This is a genomic window from Gulosibacter sediminis (assembly GCF_023370115.1).
In the GTDB taxonomy this organism is placed as follows: Bacteria; Actinomycetota; Actinomycetes; order Actinomycetales; family Microbacteriaceae; genus Gulosibacter; species Gulosibacter sediminis_A.
In genome coordinates this window covers 1,037,503-1,063,331 of the sequence record NZ_CP097160.1, presented here as the reverse complement: position 1 = coordinate 1,063,331, position 25,829 = coordinate 1,037,503, and the positions used below count along the sequence as shown (strand labels likewise).

Annotated in this window: 29 protein-coding genes and 1 pseudogene; 18 read left to right on the top strand and 12 right to left on the bottom strand. The window is 66.5% G+C overall.

Features of this window, described 5'->3' with window-relative positions:
- Positions 1-26 precede the first annotated feature (26 nt).
- The gene (locus tag M3M28_RS04825) at positions 27-836 is read left to right on the top strand and encodes an alpha/beta fold hydrolase (protein ID WP_249387685.1); all 810 of its coding nucleotides are present in this window, start codon (positions 27-29) and stop codon (positions 834-836) included.
- Here the strand turns inward: M3M28_RS04825 and M3M28_RS12755 are convergent.
- Entirely contained in the window at positions 833-985 is a 153-nt protein-coding gene (locus M3M28_RS12755) for a hypothetical protein (protein WP_349305344.1), read from the bottom strand. The genes M3M28_RS04825 and M3M28_RS12755 overlap by 4 nt on opposite strands.
- 278 nt (positions 986-1,263) lie before the next feature.
- Here M3M28_RS12755 and M3M28_RS04820 point away from each other — a divergent pair, with 278 nt between their 5' ends.
- Complete coding sequence (locus M3M28_RS04820; RefSeq protein ID WP_249387684.1) at positions 1,264-1,605, top strand: YciI family protein; 342 nt, start codon at positions 1,264-1,266, stop codon at positions 1,603-1,605.
- Positions 1,606-2,048: 443 nt separating this feature from the next.
- Positions 2,049-3,041 (top strand): arsenic resistance protein, encoded by a 993-nt coding sequence (locus M3M28_RS04815; RefSeq protein ID WP_249387683.1) that lies wholly within the window; start codon positions 2,049-2,051, stop codon positions 3,039-3,041.
- Here the strand turns inward: M3M28_RS04815 and M3M28_RS04810 are convergent.
- On the bottom strand, positions 3,032-3,472 hold the full coding sequence (locus M3M28_RS04810; RefSeq protein WP_249387682.1) for an ArsR/SmtB family transcription factor: 441 nt from the start codon (positions 3,470-3,472) through the stop codon (positions 3,032-3,034). The two genes, M3M28_RS04815 and M3M28_RS04810, sit on opposite strands and share 10 nt — an antisense overlap.
- Before the next feature lie 419 nt (positions 3,473-3,891).
- On the opposite strand from M3M28_RS04810, the gene M3M28_RS04805 reads away from it, so the two are divergent.
- The 4 genes from M3M28_RS04805 to M3M28_RS04790 all read left to right on the top strand — a co-directional run bounded on the left by M3M28_RS04805 (position 3,892) and on the right by M3M28_RS04790 (position 5,880).
- Positions 3,892-4,173: a type II toxin-antitoxin system Phd/YefM family antitoxin gene (locus M3M28_RS04805; RefSeq protein ID WP_249387681.1), complete on the top strand. Its 282-nt coding sequence runs from the start codon at positions 3,892-3,894 to the stop codon at positions 4,171-4,173.
- Positions 4,170-4,574 (top strand): type II toxin-antitoxin system VapC family toxin, encoded by a 405-nt coding sequence (locus tag M3M28_RS04800; RefSeq protein ID WP_249387680.1) that lies wholly within the window; start codon positions 4,170-4,172, stop codon positions 4,572-4,574. Before M3M28_RS04805 ends, M3M28_RS04800 begins: the two co-directional genes overlap by 4 nt.
- Positions 4,575-4,695: 121 nt before the next feature.
- Positions 4,696-5,202, top strand: coding sequence for a GNAT family N-acetyltransferase (locus M3M28_RS04795; RefSeq protein ID WP_249387679.1), 507 nt, complete (start codon positions 4,696-4,698; stop codon positions 5,200-5,202).
- 243 nt (positions 5,203-5,445) lie between these two features.
- Positions 5,446-5,880: a hypothetical protein gene (locus M3M28_RS04790; RefSeq protein ID WP_249387678.1), complete on the top strand. Its 435-nt coding sequence runs from the start codon at positions 5,446-5,448 to the stop codon at positions 5,878-5,880.
- Positions 5,881-5,937: 57 nt separating this feature from the next.
- Here M3M28_RS04790 and ychF read toward each other — a convergent pair whose 3' ends face one another.
- Positions 5,938-7,011: a redox-regulated ATPase YchF gene (gene ychF / locus M3M28_RS04785; protein WP_249387677.1), complete on the bottom strand. Its 1,074-nt coding sequence runs from the start codon at positions 7,009-7,011 to the stop codon at positions 5,938-5,940.
- A 79-nt stretch (positions 7,012-7,090) separates the two neighbouring features.
- Between ychF and M3M28_RS04780 the strand changes: the two genes are divergently transcribed.
- The 3 genes from M3M28_RS04780 to M3M28_RS04770 are packed head-to-tail and all read left to right on the top strand — an operon-like array spanning position 7,091 to position 10,286.
- Positions 7,091-7,705: a 3'-5' exonuclease gene (locus M3M28_RS04780; RefSeq protein ID WP_249387676.1), complete on the top strand. Its 615-nt coding sequence runs from the start codon at positions 7,091-7,093 to the stop codon at positions 7,703-7,705.
- 19 nt (positions 7,706-7,724) lie between these two features.
- On the top strand, positions 7,725-9,098 hold the full coding sequence (locus tag M3M28_RS04775; protein ID WP_249387675.1) for a hypothetical protein: 1,374 nt from the start codon (positions 7,725-7,727) through the stop codon (positions 9,096-9,098).
- 42 nt (positions 9,099-9,140) lie between these two features.
- Entirely contained in the window at positions 9,141-10,286 is a 1,146-nt protein-coding gene (locus tag M3M28_RS04770) for a DNA recombination protein RmuC (RefSeq protein WP_249387674.1), read from the top strand.
- 35 nt (positions 10,287-10,321) lie between these two features.
- Here the strand turns inward: M3M28_RS04770 and glpX are convergent, their stop codons facing one another.
- Complete coding sequence (glpX, locus tag M3M28_RS04765) at positions 10,322-11,266, bottom strand: class II fructose-bisphosphatase (RefSeq protein ID WP_249387989.1); 945 nt, start codon at positions 11,264-11,266, stop codon at positions 10,322-10,324.
- 204 nt (positions 11,267-11,470) lie between these two features.
- On the opposite strand from glpX, the gene fbaA reads away from it, so the two are divergent.
- On the top strand, positions 11,471-12,499 hold the full coding sequence (fbaA, locus tag M3M28_RS04760; protein ID WP_249387673.1) for a class II fructose-bisphosphate aldolase: 1,029 nt from the start codon (positions 11,471-11,473) through the stop codon (positions 12,497-12,499).
- Positions 12,409-12,990: a DUF6264 family protein gene (locus tag M3M28_RS04755; protein ID WP_249387672.1), complete on the top strand. Its 582-nt coding sequence runs from the start codon at positions 12,409-12,411 to the stop codon at positions 12,988-12,990. Before fbaA ends, M3M28_RS04755 begins: the two co-directional genes overlap by 91 nt.
- A gap of 97 nt (positions 12,991-13,087) precedes the next feature.
- Here the strand turns inward: M3M28_RS04755 and M3M28_RS04750 are convergent, their stop codons facing one another.
- Positions 13,088-14,131 (bottom strand): 4-hydroxy-3-methylbut-2-enyl diphosphate reductase, encoded by a 1,044-nt coding sequence (locus M3M28_RS04750; RefSeq protein WP_249387671.1) that lies wholly within the window; start codon positions 14,129-14,131, stop codon positions 13,088-13,090.
- 82 nt (positions 14,132-14,213) lie between these two features.
- On the opposite strand from M3M28_RS04750, the gene xseA reads away from it, so the two are divergent.
- The 3 genes from xseA to M3M28_RS04735 are packed head-to-tail and all read left to right on the top strand — an operon-like array spanning position 14,214 to position 16,327.
- A complete protein-coding gene (xseA, locus tag M3M28_RS04745; RefSeq protein WP_249387988.1) occupies positions 14,214-15,419 on the top strand; it encodes an exodeoxyribonuclease VII large subunit in 1,206 nt (401 codons plus the stop codon).
- A 5-nt stretch (positions 15,420-15,424) separates the two neighbouring features.
- The gene (locus M3M28_RS04740; RefSeq protein ID WP_249387670.1) at positions 15,425-15,667 is read left to right on the top strand and encodes an exodeoxyribonuclease VII small subunit; all 243 of its coding nucleotides are present in this window, start codon (positions 15,425-15,427) and stop codon (positions 15,665-15,667) included.
- A 3-nt stretch (positions 15,668-15,670) separates the two neighbouring features.
- Complete coding sequence (locus M3M28_RS04735; protein WP_249387669.1) at positions 15,671-16,327, top strand: DUF4245 family protein; 657 nt, start codon at positions 15,671-15,673, stop codon at positions 16,325-16,327.
- A gap of 74 nt (positions 16,328-16,401) precedes the next feature.
- On the opposite strand, the gene M3M28_RS04730 is transcribed toward M3M28_RS04735, so the two are convergent.
- The 4 genes and pseudogenes from M3M28_RS04730 to M3M28_RS04715 form a co-directional block, all read right to left on the bottom strand.
- The gene (locus M3M28_RS04730; protein WP_249387987.1) at positions 16,402-17,763 is read right to left on the bottom strand and encodes a class II fumarate hydratase; all 1,362 of its coding nucleotides are present in this window, start codon (positions 17,761-17,763) and stop codon (positions 16,402-16,404) included.
- Between the two features lie 81 nt (positions 17,764-17,844).
- Positions 17,845-18,369 carry a prepilin peptidase gene (locus M3M28_RS04725; protein ID WP_249387668.1) on the bottom strand — a complete coding sequence of 175 codons (525 nt, stop codon included), beginning with the start codon at positions 18,367-18,369 and terminating at the stop codon, positions 17,845-17,847.
- A 30-nt stretch (positions 18,370-18,399) separates the two neighbouring features.
- Positions 18,400-19,720 (bottom strand): annotated as a pseudogene (locus M3M28_RS04720) (PhoH family protein).
- A 415-nt stretch (positions 19,721-20,135) separates the two neighbouring features.
- Complete coding sequence (locus M3M28_RS04715; RefSeq protein ID WP_249387667.1) at positions 20,136-20,924, bottom strand: isoprenyl transferase; 789 nt, start codon at positions 20,922-20,924, stop codon at positions 20,136-20,138.
- Positions 20,925-20,963: 39 nt separating this feature from the next.
- On the opposite strand from M3M28_RS04715, the gene trhA reads away from it, so the two are divergent.
- Positions 20,964-21,677: a PAQR family membrane homeostasis protein TrhA gene (gene trhA, locus M3M28_RS04710; RefSeq protein WP_249387986.1), complete on the top strand. Its 714-nt coding sequence runs from the start codon at positions 20,964-20,966 to the stop codon at positions 21,675-21,677.
- 19 nt (positions 21,678-21,696) lie between these two features.
- Here the strand turns inward: trhA and M3M28_RS04705 are convergent, their stop codons facing one another.
- From M3M28_RS04705 to mca, 3 genes are read right to left on the bottom strand one after another with little or no spacing between them, the layout of a single operon-like run.
- Positions 21,697-23,526 (bottom strand): AMP-dependent synthetase/ligase, encoded by a 1,830-nt coding sequence (locus tag M3M28_RS04705; RefSeq protein ID WP_249387666.1) that lies wholly within the window; start codon positions 23,524-23,526, stop codon positions 21,697-21,699.
- Complete coding sequence (locus M3M28_RS04700) at positions 23,523-23,861, bottom strand: hypothetical protein (protein WP_249387665.1); 339 nt, start codon at positions 23,859-23,861, stop codon at positions 23,523-23,525. The genes M3M28_RS04705 and M3M28_RS04700 overlap by 4 nt, the downstream gene beginning before the upstream one ends.
- Positions 23,858-24,727, bottom strand: a complete 870-nt coding sequence (mca, locus tag M3M28_RS04695) for a mycothiol conjugate amidase Mca (protein ID WP_249387664.1) — start codon at positions 24,725-24,727, stop codon at positions 23,858-23,860. Before mca ends, M3M28_RS04700 begins: the two co-directional genes overlap by 4 nt.
- Before the next feature lie 82 nt (positions 24,728-24,809).
- On the opposite strand from mca, the gene M3M28_RS04690 reads away from it, so the two are divergent.
- The gene (locus M3M28_RS04690) at positions 24,810-25,226 is read left to right on the top strand and encodes a DUF4307 domain-containing protein (RefSeq protein ID WP_249387663.1); all 417 of its coding nucleotides are present in this window, start codon (positions 24,810-24,812) and stop codon (positions 25,224-25,226) included.
- 115 nt (positions 25,227-25,341) lie between these two features.
- Complete coding sequence (gene greA, locus M3M28_RS04685; protein WP_249387662.1) at positions 25,342-25,827, top strand: transcription elongation factor GreA; 486 nt, start codon at positions 25,342-25,344, stop codon at positions 25,825-25,827.
- Positions 25,828-25,829: the final 2 nt, after the last annotated feature.

Genomic DNA, 25,829 nt, shown 5'->3' with positions numbered 1-25,829 from the left:
CACAGCGCGGGTAGGACGGCGGCGAAATGCACAAGTTTGAGGTTGAAGGAGCACGACTAGCCTGGGCATTTAGCGATGAAGACGGCCAGCCGGTGGTGCAGTTGCACGGCCTCACGTCGAGCCGTTCGCGCGACCGGGTGCTCGACCTCGACCTGGGCCGTGGGCTTTCTGGCACGCAGCTGCTCCGCTACGACGCGCGTGGCCACGGGCATTCGACCGGCCGCCCGGTGCCCGACGACTACCGCTGGACCACGCTCGCGGACGACCTGCTGCGCCTGCTCGACTACTGGTTCCCCGGCGAACAAGTGCACGGGGTCGGCCCGTCGATGGGCACCGGCACGCTGCTGCACGCCGCGGTACGCGAGCCCGATCGCTTCAGCGGCTTCACGCTGCTGCTGCCACCGACCGCCTGGGAGACCCGGGCCGAGCGTGCCGACGAGTACGAACGCGCGGCAAAGTTCATCGAACAGCACGGCGTCGCGCGGCTCATCGCCGCGCACCGCTCGATGGAGCAGCCGCCCGCCTCGGTCGGGCACCCCGACAGCGTGCCGCACGTGAACGAGCAGTTGCTGCCGTCGGTGTATCGCGGGGCCGCGCTGAGCGATCTTCCTTCGCCCGAACAGCTCGCGTCGCTGACCCAGCCGACGACGGTGCTCGCGTGGATCGACGACCCGGCGCATCCGGTCTCAACCGCCGAGGCGCTCGTATCGCTCATGCCCAACGCGACACTGCAGGTCGCCTCGACCCCCGCGGATGTGCAGGAGTGGCCGGCCGTACTCGCCGCGGACGTCGCCCGGGAACACGGCTCGGACATCAACGACGAAGGCGTCGACTAAGCCTTCGTCACCACCGACGACTTCAGTTGCATCCGGCCGAAACCGACCCACGGCGTCGGGGTCCACTCGTGCCCGCACACCGGGCACACCAACGGCGCTCCCTGCTCGTAGGTGTAGGCCTCCGGGCACTCGGGGCGAGGGGGAAGCATTACCTAGTCAGACGCCGAATTCAACCTTCACGGTGGTGCTTGACGCCCGTTAGATTACGCTTTCGCTGGCCTCGGCTCGCGCGCTGCCGGCGTCGAGATCACTCCGCACGCTCAGCAGCGGCCCCCGCGGACCGCTTCCAAACCCGTTGATCGCGCAGCAGATCTGCGGGTGCGCAAGGCACCTCCGGGTCTGCGGCGTAGTGTCGCCGAATAACCACGCCGCGTCCTGGCGCCGTGGACCGGCGTCCCTGAACGCCGACGTTGGAAGGGCACACACGATGCCGCAGTACATCATTTACTTCAACCAGCAGTGGGTCAGCGAGCATAGCCTCGAGTGGTTTGCCGAACGCGGCCCGCTCGCCGCCGCTGTCGTCGAGGAGATGCGGAAGGCCGGGGTGCTCATATTTGCCGCAGGCGTCGATGACCGCGTGGATGCGGCGGTCACCGCCGAACCGACCGGTGCCGGGGCCAAGATTACAAACGGGCTCTTTGCCGAGTCGGAGCAGCACCTCGGTGGCTTGACGCTCATCGAAGTCGCGGACGACGCTGCGGCCGCCGATTGGGGCGGCAGGCTGGCCGAAGCCTGCGGCTGGCCACAGCAGATTCGCCGCGTCGACTGACCGAGCTACAGGATGAGCGTCGTCGGCTCGAGGAGCTCGCCCTCGTGCGACCAGATGTAGATCTCGTCGTCGCCCGGCAGCAGGACGAGACCGTCGCCACTGCCGTCGCCGTTGTCGTCCTCGGCCTCGCCACCGTTGTCCGCGAGCCGGTCACTTCGTCACCTGTGATCTCGACGCTTCGCCCCCGTACCGATCAGGTTCTCCATGAAATACACCGGGCGAATAACTCTGGCGTGCAGGCCGAGCGAAGCAAGGTGCTTCTCAATTTCACGCTCCGACTCAAAGTGTCCGATTCCCGAGTTTCGCTCCGCTCCGCCGACGCGGCCTGGGCGCCGCCGGTACGACGAAGCTGCGGGCACCCTTTCACGACGAGACCACCAAGATCATGACCGTCACGACGAGCGCAGTGCATGGGTGAACCAGATGTGCCAGATTGGACTCATATGAGCGCGGGCGTGAGGTGGATGGAGCGGCATCAGATCGTGCTCTACGTCGCAGGGATCGGCGCAGGGGTAGCCTGTGGCTTACTCTGGCCGACTGTGGCGGGCCCCGCCGAGGTAGTGGTTCAGCCCATCCTCGCGCTGTTACTGTTCGTCACCTTCCTTGGCATCCCGATGCGCAAGGTGGGGAGGGGGCTTCGCGACTGGCGGTTCCTCTCGACTGTGCTGGTGCTGAATTTTGTGCTGGTGCCGCTCGTGGTCTGGCCGCTTTCGCGGTTCGTCGCGCACGAACCGGCGTTGCTCGTCGGCGTGCTCATGGTGTTGCTGACGCCCTGCGTCGATTACGTGATCGTGTTTGCACGGCTCGCGGGCGGTGACGCGCAACGGCTTCTGTCGGCCGCACCAATCCTCATGCTCGGGCAGTTGCTCCTGCTTCCGGCCTTTCTCTGGATCTTCGTCGGGCCCGGTGTCGTGCGACCCATCGAATTGACGCCTTTCATCGAGGCATTCGTGTTCATCATCGCGCTACCACTGTTGGCTGCAACTCTGACGCAGGCCGCCGCCGCTCGATGGCGGGCGGGGCGGATGCTCGAAGCCGCAGGCGAGTCGGCCATGGTGCCGCTCATGGTCGCCACTCTGGCCGTGGTCGTGGCGTCTCAAATCGGTGGTGTCGGTGCGCGCCTTGGTTCGCTCGTCGTTGTGGTGCCCGTGTGCGTGGCCTTCGTCGTCGTCATGGTGCCGATCGGGATGCTCGTAGGTCGCATCGCCAGACTCGAGACCTCGGGACGGCGCGCCGTGGCTTTCAGCGCCGCGACACGAAATTCACTCGTGGTGTTGCCGATCGCGCTCGCGCTTCCGGCGACGTTGAGTCTGGCGCCGCTCGTTGTCGTCACACAGACGCTCGTCGAGCTCGTGGCGATGGTCGTGCTCGTTCGGCTCGTGCCGCGACTCCTGCCCGCGGCCGAGCGGGGTTCTCGCATGCGCTGTCATGGGTAGCCCGGGCACGCGGCCGCGGCAATGCTCGACGAGAGGAACACTGCGAGAACCGGTGGCTGCTGTTGAGTGGTGCGATCGTCGCCGAGATCACCGCAACGCTCTCGCTCCGGGCGACGACCGAGCATAAGGATTCCGCAAAAACGGTGGCTCGCACCGATCGCACTCTGCCGCACCCAACCAGCCGCAACGAGCTGCCGTAAATGATGGTGCAGTTTCCCCGTGGTTCCAAGCGACGCGATCTCAGAAAGTTCCGCGGTTGCATGCACGCCCGAGAGGATGTGTCGAATGAGTTTCAGGCGTCCGGGGTGCCCCAGCGCGCTGAACGCTCCAGCGAGGTCCGACCAGTCGGTTTCAAGCAGACCGTCACTGCCAGTACTCTGCTGCCATACAACGGGTGCGCCGTCAGACAAGTTAAGGCTGCCGACAATCATGACCGCTCCACCGACCCTACTGGGGTCACCCTCACGTCGCGCTTGCAGTTCGCGAAGCGCCCAAAACTGCTCCTCGTCAGACGCTGGAGTCGAAATCGAGGTCCGCGGCTTGTCTTCCCGCTCGGCGTCAAGCTGCCCCACACGCTCGCTTCGGTCAGAGAGCTGTGAGCGGAGGTCTTCAAGATCACGTCCCATACTCCAATATGTACGGCACTCCAGATAAGCAAACTAACCTTGAGCAATGGCATCATCCAAAGGCGAGCTTCTTCCAGTCGTAGCCCCATTGAGAGCCCGAACGCCGGACCTCGCTGCGGGGTCCGGCGTTCGCGCCAGAGGTTGAACCGGAACGCGACTCCACGTTGAAGCGGAACTCCGTGGAGTTCCGCTTCAACGTGTAGCACGGGTGCTACGATTGGTACATGAGTACGGCTGAAGCACACAGTGAGAGCCTCTCGCAGCGCGAGTTGCGCAACGAATCTGGACGCGTGCTGCGTGAGGTGAGCGAGGGGCATTCGTTCGTGCTGACCAATCGCGGTATCCCCGTCGGGCGCATCGTTCCGCTCGATGCTCCGCCGTCCGCGCTACCCATCTCGCGACCGGCCAAGCGAGTCGGTGGTTGGTCCGACCTGAAGCCTCAGCCGACTGACCGCGACCGGCCGATGAACCGAATCCTCGACGAACTGCGGGGAGATCGGGTGTGAGTACGGCTCCGCTGGTGTATGTCGATACGTCCGCGCTCGGCGCACTGCTTGTTGCTCAGCCCGAGACGCAAGAGCTAGTGAACTGGCTTGATCGCGAGGATTCGTGCCTTGTCTCGAGTGATCTTCTTGAGACCGAACTGCGTCGCATGGCGGTCCGGGAAGGTCGGGACCAGTCGAAAGTGAGCGCACTCTTGGAGGGTGTGTCGCTGGCGGCCCTCGACCGCGCAACGTATCGATCCGCTGGTTTCCTGCCGATGCAGTATCTGCGTACGCTTGATGCCTTGCATCTGGAGGCCGCCATTCGCCTTGACGCTGATGCTGTCTTGACCTACGACCGTCGGCTTGGGGAAGCGGCAGAGACGGCTGGGCTCGATGTCATCTCCCCTGGCGCGGTCGGGTGATCCGAGTGAACGAATTCGTGGACCGTGCGCGTTCATTTGTCGCGGCGAACTATCCGCAGGCAGATGCCGCATTCCGATCCGAGGAGGGCCGATAGATGATGCATCGCACGGACTGTCATTCATGAAACTGACCCTGCGGCCGATGGACGTGTCTGATGCCGGCACGTTCGCCGAATGGGCATCCGATCCGGTGTTTCTTGCTCATGCCAGGTGGAGCGACCGTGCGACGGTCGAGGAGTTGACTGTCTGGTGGGTAGCATCCATCGCGGCACCAGATCCCCAGGTCGTCCGGCTGTCCGCTGTAACGCGAGATGACGTCGTGGGATATGTGGACCTCCATGGGGACGAGCGGAGTACGCGCGAACTCGGATTCGTCATCGGTCCTTCCTCTCGGTGGGGTCGAGGCTTGGGGACAATGGCGGCCTCGGCGGGGCTTGAGTATGGGTTCGACGCGCTCAAGCTCTCGTCCGTATGGGCGGAGGCGGTCGACGCCAAGGTCGGTTCGCTCCGCGTGCTGGAGCGGATCGGCTTGACGCGCACCGGCGCAGGTGATGACGACATGTTTCTCGGGGTGACTTCCACGTACTCACGCTTCGCATTGTCCCGATCAGATTGGGAACAACGCTAGGGTGCACTGACCGGCGTTTCCCACAGGTCCGGGTTCGTTCCTATCTGTGGCGATGCGGTCGCATTCCGGTACGTACAGCCGTCTGTCTGCCACCAGTGCCATTCGCTATGCATCATCCGTTCCCGCAGGACCTGCACGGCTCTCCGCCCTTCATCAGGTCTCAGTATCCCGACTCGCTGTCCAGCTCCGCGGCGCGCTTATCGTGGGGCCACGCCGCCCGCCGAGCTGATAGCGTGAACGCCCATGTGCGCGATCAATCTCTGGGCGGTGAACGCCGCGGCCTTCACCACCGAGTTCCACCGATTCACCACGGAACGGCTCAGCGTCGCGCCCGTCGCCGAAGAGATGAGCATCGGCTCGAGCCGTGTGCGCAGCTCTTCACGCGTCTTCACCCTGACAACACGCATGTGCGACTGCGACTCGCTGATCGGCCGGCGGGCTGATCCTGCCCTCGAGGAAGAGATCAGCGCGGAACGCTGGCTCGGCTGGCTTCGCGAACTACCCAATTATGTCCCGCACGTCTCCCGCATCGCCGTCCTCCGCGCGTGGAACCCCGGAAACGATGTGATCACCCCGCAGCGATCGCGCGGCATCCGGATCGGCGAACTCGATGAAACGATCCTGCGCGACATCCGCGATGACACGCTGCTGACGCTCGACTACCCACGAACCTGGTAGAAGACGATCGCCCCGGTCGCCATCGACGACCGGGGCGATGCACGCAGAAGCGGCAGGTCACACGTTGAAGCGGAACTCCACCACGTCGCCGTCCTGCATGACGTAGTCCTTGCCCTCCATACGCACCTTGCCGGCAGCCTTCGCATCCTGCATCGAACCGGCCGCGAGGAGATCCTCAAACGACACGATTTCAGCCTTGATAAAGCCACGCTCAAAGTCAGTGTGGATGACACCGGCGGCCTGCGGCGCCTTGTCGCCCTTGCGAATCGTCCAGGCGCGCGCCTCCTTCGGGCCCGCCGTCAGGTAAGTCTGCAGCCCGAGGGTGTCGAACCCGACACGGGCGAGCTGGTCGAGACCCGACTCATCCTGGCCCAGCGCCTCGAGCAATTCAGCTGCCTCGTCGGCCGGAAGATCGATGAGCTCCGACTCGGTCTTCGCATCGAGAAAAACCGCCTGCGCCGGCGCGACCAACGCGGCGAGCTCGTCGAGCTTTCCCTGGTCGGCGAGGATCTCTTCGTCGACATTGAACACGTAGATGAACGGCTTCGCGCTGAGCAGCCCGAGCTCGCGAATCGGCGTCAGGTCGAGGTCGCTGCCAGACAGGAGCTTGCCGTCGTTGAGCACGGCGAGCGCATCCTTGGCCGCACCAAGCACCGCCGCGTCAAGTTTCTTGCCCTTGACTTCCTTCTCGAAGCGCGGAATTGCCTTTTCGAGCGTCTGCAGGTCGGCAAGAATCAGTTCGGTGTTGATCGTTTCCATGTCGCTCGCCGGCGAGACCGCACCGTCGACGTGCACGACGTCAGGGTCGGAGAAGCCGCGCACAACCTGAGCAATCGCATCCGCCTCACGAATGTTCGCGAGGAACTGGTTGCCGAGCCCCTCACCCTCACTCGCGCCCTTCACGATGCCGGCGATGTCAACGAACGAGACGGTCGCGGGCAGAAGCCGCTGCGAGCCGAAGATTTCGGCGAGCTGACCCAGCCGAGCATCCGGCAGCTCAACGACGCCGACGTTCGGTTCGATCGTCGCAAACGGGTAGTTCGCGGCAAGCACCGTGTTCTTGGTCAGCGCGTTGAAGAGGGTGGACTTGCCGACGTTGGGCAGTCCGACGATTCCGATAGTAAGAGCCACGGCGCCCTAGTCTACCGGCCGGGCGGATCGCCTGCGGCGGCCCCGACAATGTCAGGAGGTCGTGCCACCATTGAGCCACATGTCAGTCAGTTTCACCGCCGTCGACTTCGAAACGGCCAACCGCTCCCCCGCCTCCGCCTGCGCAGTCGGTGTGGTGCGGGTGCGCGATGGCGAGGTGGTTGAACGTGCAACCTGGCTCATCCATCCTCCCGAAGGACACGACCGGTTCGAGCCGTTCAATATTCAGTTGCATGGGGTGAGTCCCGAACGGGTCGCCCGGGCTCCCCATTGGCGCGAGAGTCTCGACCGACTCGTCGAGTTCATTGGTGATGACGTCGTCGTCGCGCACAACGCAGGTTTCGATATTGGCGTCATCGTCGCGGCCTCGCGCGCGAGCCAGCTCCCGGTGCCCGGGATGCGCTACTTCTGCTCGCTCCGGCTCGCCCGCACGAGCTACCAGCTCCCCTCGTACAAACTGCCTCGCGCCGCGGCCGCCGCCGGTTATACCCTGGAGAACCACCACGACCCCCTCGCGGATGCCGAAGCATGTGCGGCGATTGTCGTCGATGTCGCGCGCACCGGCGGGTTCACCGACATGAACGAGCTCGCGAGCTCATCGCGCGTGCAGATCCGCGACTTGGAACCCGAGGACGCACCGAACCACGATCAGCTCGTGGCCGACGCAACATTTTGACCATCGCAAGGAGCATCCCTTGACCGCACCCCGCTGGCAGCAGCTGCTCGAGCGACCAGAAAACATCGACGCCACGGGCATCGCAATCGCGATCATTGCCGATGGCGGCGACACGGCCTACCGCAGGGCGCTGGCTCGGTGGAACTCGCTGCGAGAGCGCAACGACAAGGATGCACAGGCGGGCATCGCGCTGATTCTCGCGGACGCCTTCGACGACCATCGAGCCATCGACGAAATTGCCGAGACGTGGCCCGAGGTCTTCCCCGAACAGTTCGCCTGGCGCACCGTCATCGCCGAGCCTGGTGCTCGCACGCGCCGCGCATTCGGCGCAAAGTCCCTGGCCGCGCTGCGGGCATGGGGCGAGGACGGCACCGCTGCCGACCTGCCCGCCGATGCGGCGCAAGCGGCCCGGATGCTCCACCCCGATGACGCCGAAGAGGTCTACCTGCCGCTGCGTCGCCTCCTGCTCGAGCGTGCGCACGAGGAGGTCGTGCGCCGCAACAGCGCGGCGAGCGCAGCTGTGGCGGCTGACGACGGCGACGACAAAGACAACGCCGACGACGAGTCAACCAAGGCTGCTGAGGATGCCGAACAGCCGGCCGAGCCCACCGCCACGGACGACCTGACACAGCTTGAGGCGGCGATGGCCGCATCCGATCTCGTCGACACCGCCGAGCGCGCCGCCGACAACCTGCTCGTTGCCGCGGCCCGCGCCACACCCGACTCCTACGACGTACAGCGCGTCGTGCTCTCATATTGGGGCGAAGCCGAGCCGCTCGACGCCGTGCCAACGGCAAACCCACGCCCGGGCGACCCGCCCGCTTCGTGGACCGCGACCTGCGAGGTTCTCGCGGGCACGCGTTCGCCTCGAGTGGCTGAGAAGTTCAACGAGCTCGCCGAAAGCTACGACGAGTTGCACGGCCGCGAGCTCGAAGAGTATGTCGATGCGCTCGAGCGTGCGCACGCATCGTTCGCCGACGCAAAGCTGCTCGAACTCGCGAAGTCCGACAGCGCAGCGGCCAGCCTTGCAGTACGTGCCCTCGCCGACCGTCGGCGTCGCCTCGTGAAGGCCCAGCCACCGATGACGGAACGCTTTGACGCGATCGTCGAGGCGCTCCACGAGCACGGCATCCTCACGGAGCTTCCGGGTGTGCAGGCTCGCGCGGCCCTCGCCAAGCAGCGCACGGCCGACGAAGAGCCGCTCCAGGCTGCGCTCGCGATCGCTGACGCCTACGGGCGTCCCACTGGCAACGGGCTCGTCCTCGAGTGGGCCTCGTTCGCGAGCTGGCTCGAGACCGCGACGCTGCCGGGCCCGGCCCCGGTGCCCGCAGTGACGGCGTCTCCGCGCCAGCGTCCGGGCGGCATTCGCGGGCTGTTCCGGCGCAACTCCTAGTCGCTCGCGGACCATGTCGCAGGCTCGTGGCAAGGTGCAGGCATGGACATCGCGGGACTCATCATCGGCATTCTCATCGGCGTCGCCCTCGGCGCGGTAATCGGCGTGCTCGTCACGCGCGGGCGGGCCATGACCGCCGAGGCGCGCGTTGACGAACTGCGGCAGGCCCAGACGCAGGCCGAGCTTCGCGGCTCGGGCGATGCGCGCATCCTGCAGGAGCTCGCGCCGATGCGCAGCGAACTCTCTCGGTTGCGCGTAACTGTGCGCGAACTCGAACAAGAACGCCTCGAGCTGCACGGCCGCCTCAGCGAGCAGCTGCGCGTGCAGGCGAGCTCCGACGCCGAGCTGCGGGCGGCCACCGAGCAGCTCACCGCCGCAATGCGCTCCGGCACCGCTCGCGGCAACTGGGGTGAGGCACAATTGCGAAATCTCTTCGAGAGCGCGGGGATGCTCCCCCACGTTGACTTCGACACCCAAGTCTCGGTGAACGGCGACGACGGTGTGCTGCGCCCCGATGCCGTCGTGCATTTGCCTGGCGAGCACGCGCTCGTCATCGATGCGAAGGCGCCGATGACACGCTTCCTCGAGGGGATGCGCGTGCCCCAGCCCGGCACGGAGGCCGACGCGAAACTCCGCTCGCGCCTGCTGCGCGAGCATGCGCAGGCCGTGCGCGGTCACGTCGACACCTTGCGTGCTCGCAACTACCAGGCCGTTGTCGTGGGGTCGCCCAACTTCGTCGTCGCATATCTGCCGAGCGAGGCTGCGCTCTCGGCCGCGGTCACGGCCGACCCGGCACTGCTCGACGACGCCTTCGCGAAGGGCGTCGCCCTCGCCTCGCCGACCACCCTCTGGGCCATCTTGCGATCAATCGCCGCCGCCTGGCAACAGGAGCGCGTGAGCGAGTCGGTCGAGCAGGTGTTGGCGCTCTCAAGCGACCTCTACCGCCGCATCGGCACCGCATCCGGCCACCTCGCGAAACTCGGTCGTCAACTCCGGGGCTCGGTCGAGGCCTACGACCAGTTCGTCGGCTCGTACGAGAGCCGCGTGTTGCCGACCGCGCGGCGCCTCGCCGAGTTCGATGCTGCGGCTAAGCCCATCGAGACCCCAAAGTCGGTCGAGAAGACGCCGCGCGCCGTCACTGCGCCCGAACTCGTGCCCGATGCAGAAGTCGAGCCCGAACACCGCTGACCGGTGCCCGGGCTCGACCTGGGTTCGTGAGTGACTTACGCCTCGTCGGCGAGCCACTTCGATGCGCGGTGCACCGCGGTGACGCGGCGGAACGTGCCCGAGCGGGCGCGCAGCACGACCGAGTCGGTCGTGATGCGGTCACGCTCGCGGTTGACGCCCTTCACGAGGCCACCGTCGGTCACGCCGGTGCAGACGAAGAAGGTGTTGTCGGTGCGCACGAGGTCGTCGGCCGAAAGCACGCGGCCGAGCTCGTGGCCGGCATTGACGGCCTTGCTGCGCTCCTCGTCGTTGCGCGGGTAGAGGCGACCCTGCATGACGCCGTCTAGCGCCTTGATTGCGCAGGCGGTGATGATGCCCTCGGGGGTGCCACCGATGCCGACGCACATGTCGACCGTGCCGTCTTCGAGCGCGGCGTTGATGCCGCCAGCGACGTCACCGTCGAGCAGCAGCGAGGTGCCCGCGCCGGTCGCGCGAATGTCGGCGATGAGCTCTTCGTGGCGGGGACGGTCGAGCACGGCGATGGTCATGTCTTCAACGTGCTTGCCAAGCGCCTTCGCGAGGCCGGTGATGTTCTCGCCGATCGGCCGCTCGAGGTCGATGATGCCCTTGCCGGCCGGGCCGGTGACGATCTTCTCCATGTAGAAGACCTCTTTGGGGTTGTACATCGAGCCGCGGTCGGCCACCGCGATCACGCTGATCGCGTTGCGGCGGCCCGCCGCGGTGAGGCTCGTGCCGTCGATCGGGTCGACCGCGATGTCACAGAGCGGCCCGCTGCCGTTCCCGACGATCTCGCCGTTGAAGAGCATGGGCGCCTCGTCCTTCTCGCCCTCGCCAATCACGACCTCGCCCTGAAACTCCACCGTCGCGAGGAACTTGCGCATCGCATCGACCGCTGCGCCGTCGGCGCCGTTCTTGTTGCCGCGACCGATCCAGGGCACAGCGCGAATCGCGGCGGCCTCGGTGGCGCGAACCAGCTCCATCGCGAGGTTGCGGTCGGGGTGCTCAATGAGCTCCGCTTCAATGACTTCGGACACGCTGAACCCTTTCGGTCGTGGAAAATCTGACTTCAGACTACCGGCGCGACACAACGCGCAGATGACCATTCACCTGCAAGCTGCGTCCAACACACATCGATACACTGCGAGAGTCGATGCTCGGTGTCGATCGACAGTGAAGGAGTCGCTATGCCCATCGCCACACCCGACCAGTACGCAGAAATGCTCAACCGCGCCAAGGACGGCGGATTCGCCTACCCGGCGATCAACGTCTCTAGCTCGCAGACCATCAACGCTGTGTTGCAGGGCCTGACTGAGGCCGGCTCTGACGGCATCCTGCAGGTCACGACCGGCGGCGCCGACTACTTTGCCGGCCAGACCCGCACTGCCCGGGCCTCCGGCGCGCTCGCCATGGCGGCGTTCGCCAAGGAGGTCGCGAAGAACTACCCGATCACGGTGGCGCTGCACACCGACCACTGCCCGAAGAATGCGCTCGACACGTTCGTTCTGCCGCTGCTCGCCGCGTCGGAAGACGCGGTGAAGCGCGGCGAAGAGCCGATCTTCCAGTCGCACATGTGGGATGGCTCGGCCGTGCCGCTCGCCGAAAACCTCGAAATCGCAAAGGAGCTACTGCCCCGCATCAAGAACAACGGGCAGATCCTCGAGGTCGAGATCGGCGTCGTCGGTGGTGAAGAGGATGGCGTTGCCGCCGAGATCAACGACAAGCTCTACACCACGATCGACGACGTCGTCGCCACCGTTGAGGCGCTTGGCCTCGGCGACCAGGGTCGCTACATGGCCGCGCTCACCTTCGGCAACGTGCACGGTGTGTACAAGCCCGGCAACGTGAAGCTTCGCCCGGAGCTCCTCGCCGAGCTGCAGGCGGGCATTGCCGAGAAGTACGGCACCACCGAGAAGCCGCTCGACCTCGTGTTCCACGGTGGCTCGGGTTCGTCGGCCGAAGAGATCGCGACGGCGGTGCGCAACGGTGTCATCAAGATGAACATCGACACCGACACGCAGTACGCGTTCTCGCGCTCGGTCGCCGACACGGTGCTGAAGAACTACGACGGCTTCCTCAAGATCGACGGCGAAGTTGGCAACAAGAAGGTCTACGACCCCCGCTCGTGGGGCAAGAAGGCCGAAACCGCCATGTCGGAGCGCATCGTCGAAGCCACGCAGCAGCTCGGTTCGCACGGCAAGTCGCAGTCCATCTAGCGCCACCCGTGACCCAACCCCCATCCACCGGGCCCCGCGGCAACCAGCCAGGGCCCGGTGGCCAGTTTTCACCCGAAGAACTGCGCCGCCTCCGGCTGCGCAGTGACCGCATCATGGGCATCGGCCTGTTCGTGCTCGGCATCTTCGGCACCATCATTCACATGTCGAGCGTCACCGAGCAATCGCTCGTGACGCAGGTCGCGCTGCTGTATCACCAGCTCGACCTCGGCGACTACACGCGACCAGCCGACCTCGGTGTCGTCGCCACGACCGGCGTGATCGCGCAGCTCGTGAACTACGCCGTCTGGCTCTACGTGGCCGTGCGTCGGTGGAACGCCGGCAAACGGGCGATGTGGTGCGCCGCCGTCGGCGCCGTCATCGCCGTCGCGATCACGCTCGCCGTCGTCACGGCGGCGATGTTCTCGCATCCCGAGATCATCGACTGGTTCGCGAATGGCGCGCCTGCGTCGAGCCCCACGCCGACACAATAAATAGGGCCGAGCGGGCGACCTACGCCGCGCTCGACCCTGGCTGCGGGGCTGGCGGATGCGCGCATCCGCCAGCCCCGCTCTGCCTACAACGCTCTGGTTATGACTTCGAGGACACGCCACCACCGTGGCCACCGAGACCGCGATCGTCGTGCTCGAGGTCCTTGCGGAGCTCCTTCGGCAGCGAGAACATGAGGTCCTCAACCGCCGTCTGCACCTCGGCGACGTCGCCATAGCCGGCGGTCGCGAGCGCGTCGATGGTCTCCTGCACGAGCACCTCGGGCACGGATGCGCCGGAGGTCACGCCGACCGTCTCGACGCCGTCGAGCCACTCCTGCTGAATCTCGTCGGCGTAGTCGATGCGGTATGACGCCTTCGCGCCGTGCTGCAGCGCAACTTCAACGAGGCGCACCGAGTTCGACGAGTTCGACGACCCGACCACGATGACGAGGTCAGACTCGGCCGCGACCTTCTTGATCGCGACCTGCCGGTTCTGTGTGGCGTAGCAGATGTCGTCCGAAGGCGGGTTTTGCAGGTTCGGGAAGCGGGCGCGAAGCCGGTTCACGGTCTCCATCGTCTCGTCAACCGAGAGCGTCGTCTGCGAGAGCCAGACCACATTGTCGGGGTCGGGCACCACGACGGTGTCGGCCTCGTCAGGCGAGTTCACGATCGTGACGTTCTCGCCGCCGTGGCCCGCGGTGCCCTCAACCTCTTCGTGGCCGACGTGGCCGATGAGCAGAATCTGGCGGTCTTGCTTCGCGAAGCGCGTGGCTTCACGGTGCACCTTCGTTACGAGCGGGCAGGTGGCGTCGATGGTCTGCAGCTCGCGCTCGGCGGCCGCCTCCTTCACCATTGGCGAAACGCCGTGTGCCGAGAACACGAGGTGCGAGCCCTCGGGCACCTCGTCGACCTCGTCGACAAAGATCGCGCCGCGCTGCTCGAGCTCCGATACCACGTGCTTGTTGTGGACGATCTGCTTTCGCACATAGACCGGGGAGCCGTAGCGCTCGAGCGCTTTATCCACAGCCACCACGGCCCGGTCAACGCCGGCGCAGTATCCTCGAGGGGCGGCAAGCAGCACCCGCTTGTGACCGTCCACCGGACGATCCTCAAGGGTGACAGCCGGCCGCGGAACGCGGGGCATGGAAAGATTTACAGCTCGGCCACTCATATCGTCACCATTCTAGGTTGACTCGCGCAGGTAAGGCAGGTGATTTCGCTTGGCGGTGAACCAGTCCTCCCCCGAGCAGCCGTTTCAGGTGTCGTACATCTCTCAGGCGATCCACGATTGGGTCTCCCGGCTTGGCTCTGCCTGGGTCGAGGGCGAGCTGACGAGCTACGACATCCGCGGCGGCCACGCCTACGCCAAGATCCGCGATCTCGAGCAGGATGCCTCGCTCTCGATCGTCATGTGGCGGTCGGTGCGCGAACGCCTCACCGAAGAGTTCCGCAAGGGCGACCGCGTGATCATCAACGCAAAGCCCGACGTGTGGGTCAAGGGCGGCTCACTCTCGCTGCAGGTCTATGACATGCGCCACGTCGGCCTTGGCACGTTGCTCGAGCAGCTTGAGCGACTGCGCCGCAAGCTCGCCGACGAGGGACTCTTCGACGCGAGCCGCAAGCGCGCGCTGCCGTTCCTCCCGAACAAGATCGGTCTCGTCACCGGCCGCGACTCCGATGCCGAGAAGGATGTTCGGCGCAACTCCGAACTGCGCTGGCCCGCCGTACAGTTCCGCACCGAGTACGCGCGCGTGCAGGGCGACAACGCCGCCGCCGAGGTGCTCGCGGCGATGCAGCGGCTCGACGACGACCCCAAGGTCGACGTCATCATCATCGCCCGTGGCGGCGGCGACTTCCTCCACCTCCTGCCCTTCAGCGACGAGACGCTCGTGCGCGCCGCGGCGGCCATCACGACGCCGCTCGTGAGCGCGATTGGCCACGAGGCCGACCGGCCGATCCTCGACGAGGTCGCCGACCTGCGCGCATCCACCCCGACCGATGCGGCGAAGCGAGTCGTCCCCGACGTCGCCGAGCAGCTCGACCTCGTCACGCAGCTGCGGGCGCGCATCCGCCGCCACGTGACCGAGCTCGTGCGCGTCGAGGGGCGGCGCTTCGACGACCTGCGCTCGCGCCCGGCCCTCGCGAACCCGAGCTGGATCATCGACCAGCGCGGCGACGAGGTCGGTCGGCTGGCGACGCGCGGCAGCGAGCTCATCGACTGGCACCTGCGCCGGGCCGCCGACGAGGTGAGCGGCCTCGGCCACCGCCTCGCGGCGCTCTCACCGCTCGGTACCCTGCAGCGCGGCTACGCCATCGTTGAACGCGTCGACGGCGCCGAGCCCGGGCTCGTCACCACCACGTCCGGCGTCGAGCCGGGCGCGAAACTCAATATCCGTGTCACCGACGGCAGAATCGAGGCAACCGTAGAATGAGCACCATGGCCGAAACCCAGGCGTCCGAGCCCACCCCCGTCGACGAACTCAGCTTCGAGCAGGCCCGCGACGAGCTTGCCCTCGTCGTGCAGTCGCTCGAGCAGGGCTCGCAACCACTCGAAGAGTCGCTGCGACTGTGGGAGCGCGGGGAGGCGCTCGCTGCACGCTGCGAACAGTGGCTCAAGGGCGCTCGTGAGCGCCTCGAGCGGGCCCGCGACCAGCACACCCCCGAATCCTCCCAGGAGTAACACTTGGCCGAGCGCCCCCAAGATCCCCCGGTTGTCGCCGAACTCGGCCGACCGGAAACCCCCGAAGAGACAGCCGCCCGCAAGGCGGAGTCGTCGCGCAAGTATCGCCAGCGCAAGACGATTCAGAATCTCATCGCGGCCCTCGGCGTCAGTGTGGTGCTCATGTTCGTCATGGTGCTGATCGTGCCGCGCAACGACGCCGAGGAAATCCCCGACATCGACTTCGCGGCCGCCGCCGAAGAGGCGCAGCCTCAGTTCGAGGTTCCCCTGGTGGTGCCCGAGTTGAGCGAGAACTGGCAATCGAATGGCACCGAGATTCGCACCGGCAACGACGACGTGACCGAGTGGTACATCGGCCTGCTCGACGTCGTTGACGACAACGCGCAGCAGTTCGTCGGCATTCGTCAGGGCGTCAATGCCAACGACACCTGGACCTATGACAAGGTTGGCAACCGCACCCCCACCGGCACCACCGAGGTCGGCGGCGTGATGTGGGACGAGTACGACTACACCGAACTCTCGCGCGAGGATGCGGGCAACAACCGCTACGTGCTCGTCGCAACCCGTGACGACGCGACGTACATCGTGTTCGGTTCGGGCTCGGTCGAGTCGGTGCAGGAAGTCGCGGCGTCGATCGCCGATCAGATTCCGGCCAACTAGCCGAACCGAGTTCGCGCACCAACGAGTGAGGGCCCCGGACGAATTGTCCGGGGCCCTCACTCGTTGGTGACTCGCTAGAGGTTCGGCGAGGTCATCTTCAGCACGTCAAGCTTGGCGTCGAGGTCGGCCTCGGTGATCTCACCGCGCTCGACGAAGCCGAGATCGATGACCGCCTGGCGCACGGTGACCTTGTTCGCCACGGCGTGCTTCGCGACCTTGGCGGCGGCTTCGTAGCCGATGACACGGTTGAGCGGCGTCACGATCGAGGGCGACGACTCGGCGAGGTCGCGGGCGTGCTCGACGTTCGCGGTGAGGCCGATAACGGTCTTGTCGGCGAGCACCCGCACCGAGTTCGAGAGCAGGCGAATCGACTCGAGCAGCGCGGTACCCATGACCGGGATCTGCACGTTGAGCTCGAACGAACCCGACGCGCCCGCGAACGCGATGGTCGCGTCGTTGCCGATAATGCGCGAGGCGACCATGAGCACGGCCTCGGGCACAACCGGGTTGACCTTACCGGGCATGATCGACGAACCGGGCTGCAGGTCGGGGATCGCGAGCTCACCGAGGCCGGTGTTCGGGCCGGAGCCCATCCAGCGCAGGTCATTGTTGATCTTCACGAGCGAGACGGCGATGGTGCGCAGCGCACCCGACGCCTCGACGAGGCCGTCGCGCGCGCCCTGCGCCTCAAAGTGGTCGGCCGCTTCGTGCAGCGGAAGGCCCGTGTTCGACGCGAGCTCGGCGATGACCTGCTCCGAGAAGCCGGCCGGCGTGTTGATGCCGGTACCGGTCGCGGTGCCACCCAGCGGCACCTCGGCGACGCGCGAGATGGTCGCGTTGACGCGGTCGATGCCGAGGCGGATCTGGCGAGCGTAGCCACCGAACTCCTGGCCGAGGGTGACCGGCGTCGCGTCCATGAGGTGGGTGCGGCCCGCCTTCACGACGTCCTTCCACTCGGTAGCCTTCGCCTCGAGGGCCTCGGCGAGGTGCGTCAGCGCGGGCACGAGCTCCTCGAGCAGCGAGCCGGTGACGGCGACGTGGGCCGAGGTCGGGAACACGTCGTTCGACGACTGCGACGCGTTGACGTGGTCGTTCGGGTGCACTTGCTCGCCGAGCGAGGTGGTGGCGAGGTTCGCGAGCACCTCGTTCATGTTCATGTTCGACGACGTGCCCGAACCGGTCTGGTAGATGTCGATCGGGAACTGGTCGAGGTGTGCGCCGCCGATCACCGTCTCGGCGGCCTGCACGATCGCCTGGGCGCGGGCCGAGTCAACGATGCCGAGGCGCTCGTTGACGATCGCCGCGGCGCGCTTGATCTGCGCGAGCGCGATCACCTGGCGGTCCTCGAGTCGGCTGCCCGAAATCGGGAAGTTCTCCACGGCACGCTGGGTCTGCGCGGCGTACAGGGCGTCCTTCGGCACGCGCACCTCCCCCATCGTGTCGTGCTCGATCCGGTACTCGGTCTCGGGGGTGTTCACCACGTATGTGCCTTTCTCCACGGCGAAAATTCGACCTTTCTAGCCTAGTTGACCGGCATGCACGCCGCCGGAGAGTTCGCCCACGGCGGCGGACCAGAAGCCGACGAGCAGCCACGGGCCGAACGCGAGCTGGGCATCCCGCCGCCGCGTGCGCAACAGCGTGACGCTCGCGGCGAGCCCTCCCGCGACGAACGCGACCACCAGGCCAATCAGCGGAGTGTGCCCGCCGAGCAGCCCGAGCCCAACGGCGAGTGGCACCGCGAGCTTGACGTCGCCCATGCCCATGCCGGCGACGAGGGCGAAGGCGCCGAACAACACGAGCGCGAGCACGCCCGCGAGCACCGCGGCGACCGGGAACTGCGCTGTGATGCCCCACTGCAGCAGCACGCCGACGCTTGCCGCGACCCAGCCCGGCAGCGTCCAGACGTTCGGCAGGCGGTGCTCGCGCAGGTCGATGCGCACGAGCGGCACCGTCGCGACCGCCGCGTAGCCAATGACCAGGATGCTCCCCCACACGCGCCCGAGGCTACCGAGCAACGACGACGCGCCCGCCGAGTTATCCACAGGACTCCTCGGCGGCCGCGTCACGATTGGCTAGAAGTTGTAGTCCTCAAGCAGATCGGTGACGAGCGCGGCGATGTCGCTGCGCTCCGAACGGGTCAGCGTGATGTGGCCGAACAGCTTGTGGCCCTTGAGCGTTTCGATGACCGACGCGATGCCGTCGTGGCGGCCGACGCGGAGGTTGTCGCGCTGCGCGACATCGTGCGTGAGCACCACCTTCGAGTTCTGGCCGATGCGCGAGAGCATCGTGAGCAGCACGTTGCGCTCGAGCGACTGGGCCTCGTCGACGATCACGTACGCGTCGTGCAGCGAACGGCCGCGGATGTGCGTCAGCGGCAAAATCTCGAGCATGTTGCGGCTGATGACTTCGTCGATGACGTTGTCCGACACAATCGACGAGAGCGCGTCATAGACGGCCTGGCCCCACGGGCTCATCTTCTCGTCGGCGTCGCCGGGCAGGTAGCCAAGGTCCTGGCCACCGACCGCGTAGAGCGGGCGGAAGATCATGATCTTGCGCTGCAGACCCCGCTCAAGCACGTTCTCGAGCCCCGCGGCCAGCGCGAGCGCCGACTTACCGGTGCCCGCGCGGCCGCCGATCGAGACGATACCGACCGTCGGGTCCATGAGCAGGTCGAGCGCGAGGCGCTGCTCGGCCGAGCGCCCGTGCACGCCGAAGACGTCGCGGTCACCGCGCACGAGGCGCACCCGGCCGCGGTCGACGACCCGGCCGAGGGCCGAGCCCCGTTCGGAGCTGATGACGAGCGAGGTGTTGATGGGATGCTCGGCGACCTCGTCGGTCGAGATCTCCTCGTGCTCGTAGAGGTCGCTCATGTCGTCGGCGCCGAGGGCGAGCTGGCCGGTGCCGGTGTAACCGGTGTCGCGCGCGAGCTCATGACGGTACTCGTCGGCCGACATGCCGATCGCCGATGCCTTGACACGCATCGGGGTGTCCTTCGACACCACCGTGACATGCGCGCCCTCGTCGGCGAGGTTCGCGGCCACCGCAAGGATGCGGGTGTCGTTGTCGCCCTGCTGCATGCCGCTCGGCAGGATCTGCTGGTTCGAGTGGTTGAGCTCGACGCGGATCGTGCCGCCCTGCTCGCCCACCGGGATCGGCAGGTCGAGCCGGCCGTATTCGACCCGGAGCTGGTCGAGCAGGCGCAGCGATTGGCGCGCGAAATAGCCGATCTCGGGATCGTGACGCTTCTTCTCGAGCTCGGTGATCACAACGATGGGGATCACGACTTCGTGCTCCTCAAAGCGGAACATGGCGCGGGGGGTCGCTCAGCAGCACGGAGGTGTCGAGCACGTAGGTGCGCACCGCGACGTTCGCGCCCGACTCACCCCCGTTCAGCTGCTCGACCTCAGGCCCGGGCTTGCCCCGGCTGGCGTCATCGAGGTGGTCAGGAGTGGTGGTGCTGGTCACGGAAGCTGCTCCTCGCCGAGCGGGATGCTCGTTGCTGGTGCAAAACGGCCACTGGGTGTCGAAACGAACTTGTGTGGCCGCTTCGATCAGGACGCATACCTGATACCTGCAAGCTACGCCGCCCTGGCTCACAAACCGTGCAGCGAGCCCCGGAATCCGAAGATGCCTCCGAAGTCGTAACCGGAAGTTCACTCAAGGCGTTACGGATGTGACTGGTGTGAAAGAAGTCAACATTTGAGTCGGCTCGCTGGCCGGAAAAGTCGAAGGCAGCACTTGAACCTTCGGCGTGTCGCGCGCGTCGCCCGGCGTGTCGCGACGCCGCCCGCCGGAGGCTCGGCTCGCGCTACGAGCCGTAGCGTCGTTCGCGCTTGCCGAAGTCGCGGAGAGCGCGGAGGAAATCGACCTCGCGCAGATCGGGCCCGAGCGCCTCGACGAAGTAGAACTCGGCGTGCGCCGTCTGCCAGAGCATAAAGTCGCTGAGCCGCTGCTCGCCCGAGGTGCGGATCATGAGGTCGGGGTCAGGCTGGCCGCCGGTGTAGAGGTGTTCGCCGATCGTCTCGGGCGTCACGATGTCGGCGAGCTCCTGGATGCTCCCGCCGGAGTCCGCGTGGCGGCGCACGATCGAACGCATCGCGTCGACGATTTCGTTGCGGCCGCCGTAACCGATCGCGAGGTTCACGTGCGGGCCCGTGGCGCTGCTCGTTGCGGCGACGACGCGCTCGAGCGTCTCGGCCAGCTCCGGCGCGAGGCCCTCGGACGAGCCAACGTGCTGCACCTGGAACCGGCCGGATTCGGCGATCTGCTCCGCGAGGTGCCCGATGATCGTCATGAGCTGCGTGAGCTCCTTTGACGAGCGACTGGTGAGGTTGTCGCGCGAGAGCAGGTACAGCGTGACCGTGCCGATGTGGGCGCGATCGCACCACTGCAGAAACTCGATCATCTTCGCCGCGCCCGCGCGGTGCCCGGCCGCCGCATCCGCCAGACCGACCTGCTTCGCCCAGCGACGATTGCCGTCGATGATCATCGCCACGTGCTGCGGGCGCACCTGCGTGCGCACGAGCGACTTCCACAACCGTCGCGCATAGACCCGATAGAGAAACCTCGGGATGCGCACAACGGTTCGTCGATTCACATCCGCAAATCTAGTCGACGGCGTAGCATCGCAAGCGTGATGATGACCCGTGCGCCGCGAACCACCGACCCGATTGCGGGCGAGGCCGCCCCGACGCAGGAGAACTATCTCGCTGTTGCGCGGCCCCTGCTGCGGGGCTGGCTGCACACCGGTGCGGCGCCGCTCGCGCTCGTGCTCGGCACCCTGCTCTTCCCGTTCGTGTCGACCGCTCGCGGCGTCTTCGCCGTCAGCATCTTCACGCTCTGCTCGATCATCCTCTTCGGCATGTCGGCGCTCTACCACCGCTTCGACTGGAAGCCGCGGGCCAAGGCACTGCTGCGACGCTTCGACCACGCGAACATCTTCCTGCTCATCGCGGGCACCTACACCCCGCTGGCCATGCTCGCGCTGCCGCCCGACAAGGGTTGGCTGCTGTTCGGCCTCGTCTGGGGCATCTCGATCGTCGGCATCGTCTTCAATGTCGCCTGGATCACTGCGCCTCGCTGGCTCTACGTCGCCCTCTATCTCGTCACCGGCTGGATCGCCGTGATGTACATCGTCGACCTCGTGCACGCCTCGGTCGGCATGATGGTGCTCGTCGTCGTCGGCGGCCTCATCTACACGGGCGGCGCCGTTGTGTACGCGCTCAAGCGGCCAAACCCGTGGCCGAACACTTTTGGTTTCCACGAGATCTTCCACGCCGCGACCGTCGCCGCATGGGTGTGCCACTGGGTCGCGATCCTGCTGATCGTGCTGCACCCGGTCACCACGTAGCAACCGGCGCAGATCGGCGCTACTTGCGGTCGTAGATCTTCGCCATTGACTCGGCGAAGTTCACCTCAACTACCCGGCGAATCAGCTTCGTCGACGCCGACACCTCGCCGCGGTCCTCGCTGAACATGCGCGGCACGATCTCGAACTTGCGGATGGATTCGGCGCGCGACACGTGCTCGTTGGCCCGGTCGATGGCCTCCTGCAGCGTCGCGCGCACGGCGTCGTTCGTGCGCGCTTGCTCGAGCGTCAACGGCGCAATGTCGTGGTTCTCGAGCCAACCGGGCAGCATCGCCTCGTCGAGGGCGACGAGCGCGCCGATAAACGGCTTTCCCTCGCCGACCACCATGATCTCGCCGATGAGCGGATGCGAGCGGAGCGCGTTCTCGAGCACGGCCGGCTGCACGTTCTTGCCGCCCGCCGTGACGAGGATCTCCTTCTTACGGCCCGAGATTCGCAGGTAGCCGTCGGCGTCAAGTTCGCCAAGGTCGCCGGTGCGCAGCCAGCCCTCGCCGTCGATCGCCTCAGCGGTGGCCTCGGCGTTGTTGTGGTAGCCGCGGAACAGGCTCGGACCTTTGATGAGCACTTCGCCGTCGTCGGCCACGGCGAGTGACATGCCCGGATAGGGCGCACCGACGGTGCCGACCTTGATGCGGCCGGGGCGGTTCACGCTCGCGGGCGCCGTCGTCTCGGTGGCGCCGTAGCCCTCCATGATCGTGACGCCGAGACCTCGAAAGAAGTGCGCGTGGCGCAGCGACAGCGCCGCACCGCCCGAGATCGCGTAGTCGACCTTGCCGCCCATGACCTCGCGCAGCTTGCCGAGCACGAGCCGATCGGCGAGCGAATGGCGCGCGCGAAGGGCCACGTTCGGGCGGCCGCGGTCGAGCGCTTCCGAGTACGCCACCGCGACGTCGACGGCCCAACGGAAGAGCCGAAGCTTGACGCCCTTGCCGGCTTTCGCATCCGCAGCGTTGTAGACCGTCTCGAACACGCGCGGCACGGCGATGAGCCACGTCGGTTCGAAGGCCTGCAGGTCGGTGACGAGGTTCTTCGTGTTCGGCGCGTAGCCGAGCACCGACTTCGAGTGCACGCACAGGAACTGCGCGAAGCGGCCGTACACGTGCGCGAGCGGCAGGAACAGTAGCGTACGTTTCGCGACACCCGCGTCGTTTGGCAGCACGACCTCGCCGAGTCCCGGCTCGCTGACGCCGTTGATCACGTGCGCGAGCCAGTTGTGGTGCGTGAGTTCGACGCCCTTGGGCCGGCCCGTTGTGCCCGAGGTGTAGACAATCGACGCGAGGTCTTCGAGGCCGACGCTCGCGGCCCTGGCGTCGAGCTCGTCGTCGCCGATCTCGGCCTCGACGCCCTCCGCAACGAGGCCGTCGAGGTCGCCACGGTCGATCACGATGATGCGCTCGAGCGCGGTGTCGGCGCGCACGCCCTCTGCAAGAGCGGCGTGGTCCTCGGTTTCAACGATGACAGTGCGAATGTCGGCGTCGGTGCACATCCACACGAGCTGCTCGGCCGACGAGGTGTGGTAAATCGGCACGACGAGCGCACCGACGGCCAGCACCGCGAAGTCCGCGACGGTCCACTCGTAGCGAGTGCCCGCCATGATGCCGACGGCGTCGCCGGTCTGCACGCCTGCCGCCATGAGCCCGCGAGCGAGGGCACGGACGTCGTCGTCAAGCTGGCCGATGGTGATCGGTGTGAAGGTGCCGTCGACGCGGTGCTCGGCGAAAACCGAGTCGCGCCCCGCCGCTACCCGGCGACGCAGCATGGTCGTAAGTGTGTCGCTCGGCTCGAACGTACCGAGCCCCTCGACGTGGGCGGTGTTGCGCGTCTCGGTCATGACCGTCGGTCCTCGTCACCCCGCGCTTCCTGCGTCGGGTCGGTGCCCTCCGCCTCCGAAGCCGAGCCCGCAGCAGCAGCCTCGCCACCCTCACGCTCGCGAGCCTTGCGCTCGAGCTCTTCGCGCTCGAGCTGCTCGCGGATGTCGTAGCGGGCGTTCGCGCGTGCCGATCGGCGCATCAGGCTCATCGCAATGAGGCCCACCGCGATGAACAACGCCGCGGTCGCAAAGAATCCGACCGGGCCAGGCGTCACGTCGACGGGGTCAAACGGCTGGTCGGTGGGCGTCGGCGTCGCGGTTGCCGCGAGGAACAACGTGGTGACTACCTGATTCACTTGGCGTCGGCCTCCGCATCAATGCCGTTGAAGAGGTCGGTTTCGGGCAGCTCACACGCCACCCGGCTCGCGACGAGCTCGTAGTCGTCGTAGGGGTAGGCCTCGCGCTCGAGGTCGCGCGGGTAGCCGAAGAAGAACTCATCTTCGGGCCCCACCTGGCTCGCGTGGGCACGCAGCGCGGCGTCGCGCACCTCGAAGTGGCGCTCGATCGAGATCTGCGTCGTGAGGTTCGCCTCGACGCTCATGAGCCGCTCGAGCATCGCCTCCATGCGCTCGGTGAGGTGCACCTCGGGGTGGTCCTTGATGAGGTCGGCCATCGACTTCGCGCGGCGTTGATTCATCGTGCGGTCGTAGTAGAGCTTGCTCGGGGCCCACGGCTCACCGAGCTCGGGGTACCGCTGTTCACCCGCAAGCTGCCACGCCAGCATCGACACCTCGTGAGTGCGGATGTGGTCGGGATGCGGGTAACCGCCGTTCTCGTCATAGGTCACGAGCACGTGCGGACGAAACTCGCGGATAAGCCGCAGCAGCGGGCGCACACTCACTTCGAGCGGGATGCGCGCGAACGTGCCCGGTTCGAGGATGCCGTCGCCGGGCATGCCGGAGTCGCGGTAGCCGAGCCACCGGTGCTCGACGCCGAGTACGCGCTGCGCCTCGGACATTTCGAGTCGGCGCAGGCCCGGTAGGTCGCGTTCAGCGTGCGAACGCGCGTGCACCGCGGTGTTGAGGATGCTGCCGGCTTCGCCGCCGGTGCAGCTCACGATCATCACCTCCGCACCGTCGTGAACGTACGACGCGTACGTGGCGGCTCCCTTCGACGATTCGTCGTCGGGGTGGGCATGGACGGCAAGCAGCCGAAGCGACACAGGAGACTCCTGATTCCGTTGCTACAGAGTGCGGGCGGTACGCTGGCACTAAAGGGAAATCTTATCGCGAGGATTGCACGACGTGACCGATCTTGACGCCAGGTATGGCAAGTCGCCGCGCGCATCGCGGCGACGCACGGGAGTCTCGATCGGCGTCGCGGTCGCCCTCGTCATCGCTGTCGTCGTGTTCTGGGCCCTCACTGCCCTGAATCCAGGGGCGACAATCGAGGCACAAACCGGCGGGTTCACAGTCGGTTCGCCGAGCGCGACCACAGTGACGGCACGAGTCTCGGTGCAGCCGGGGACGCCCGTGGCGTGCGCGATTCAGGCGAGCAACGAGTCCTCGTCAATCGTTGGCTACCAAGTGGTCGAACTCGAGCCGCAGACCCAACAGCACCAGACCGTGCACGTCACGCTGCGCACCACGAGCGCCGCCGACACCGCCGAAGTCCGCGAGTGCTGGGTCAACGAATCGAGCACCTCCGCCACCAGCGAATAAAACCCCGATCGCCCGGCGTGTCTGCCTGCCGTGCAAACCAAGGGGCTAGACTGTCGGCATTGCTGCAGCCTCGACGCCGTCGGGGCTGCGCTGCTATATCCAAGGAGAATGACCGATGACTACCTCTGAACCCACCTGGCTCACGCAGACCGCGTACGACCGCTACACGCAGGAACTCGAGTTCCTCTCGACGACGCGACGTACGGAGATTGCCAAGGAGATTCAGGAAGCGCGCGAAGACGGCGACCTCAAGGAGAACGCCGGCTACCACGCAGCGAAGGACGAGCAGGGCCAGATCGAGTCCCGCATCACCGAGCTCGAAGCGCTGCTCAAGACCGCCGAGGTGCGCGAGGCACCGAAGGCAAACGGCACCGTCGTGCTCGGCACCGTCGTGACCGCGAAGGTCGCCGGTCGCGAGCAGCACTTCCTCTACGCGAGCACTGAGCTTGCCTCCGAGACCGAGCTGCGCATCTTCTCGCCCGACAGCCCGATCGGCCAGGTCATCGACGGCCTGAAGATCGGCGAGAAGACGAGCTACGAGGCCCCGAACGGGAAGCAGGTCGAGGTCGAGATCGTCAACGTCGAGACGTTCGAGAGCTAGGC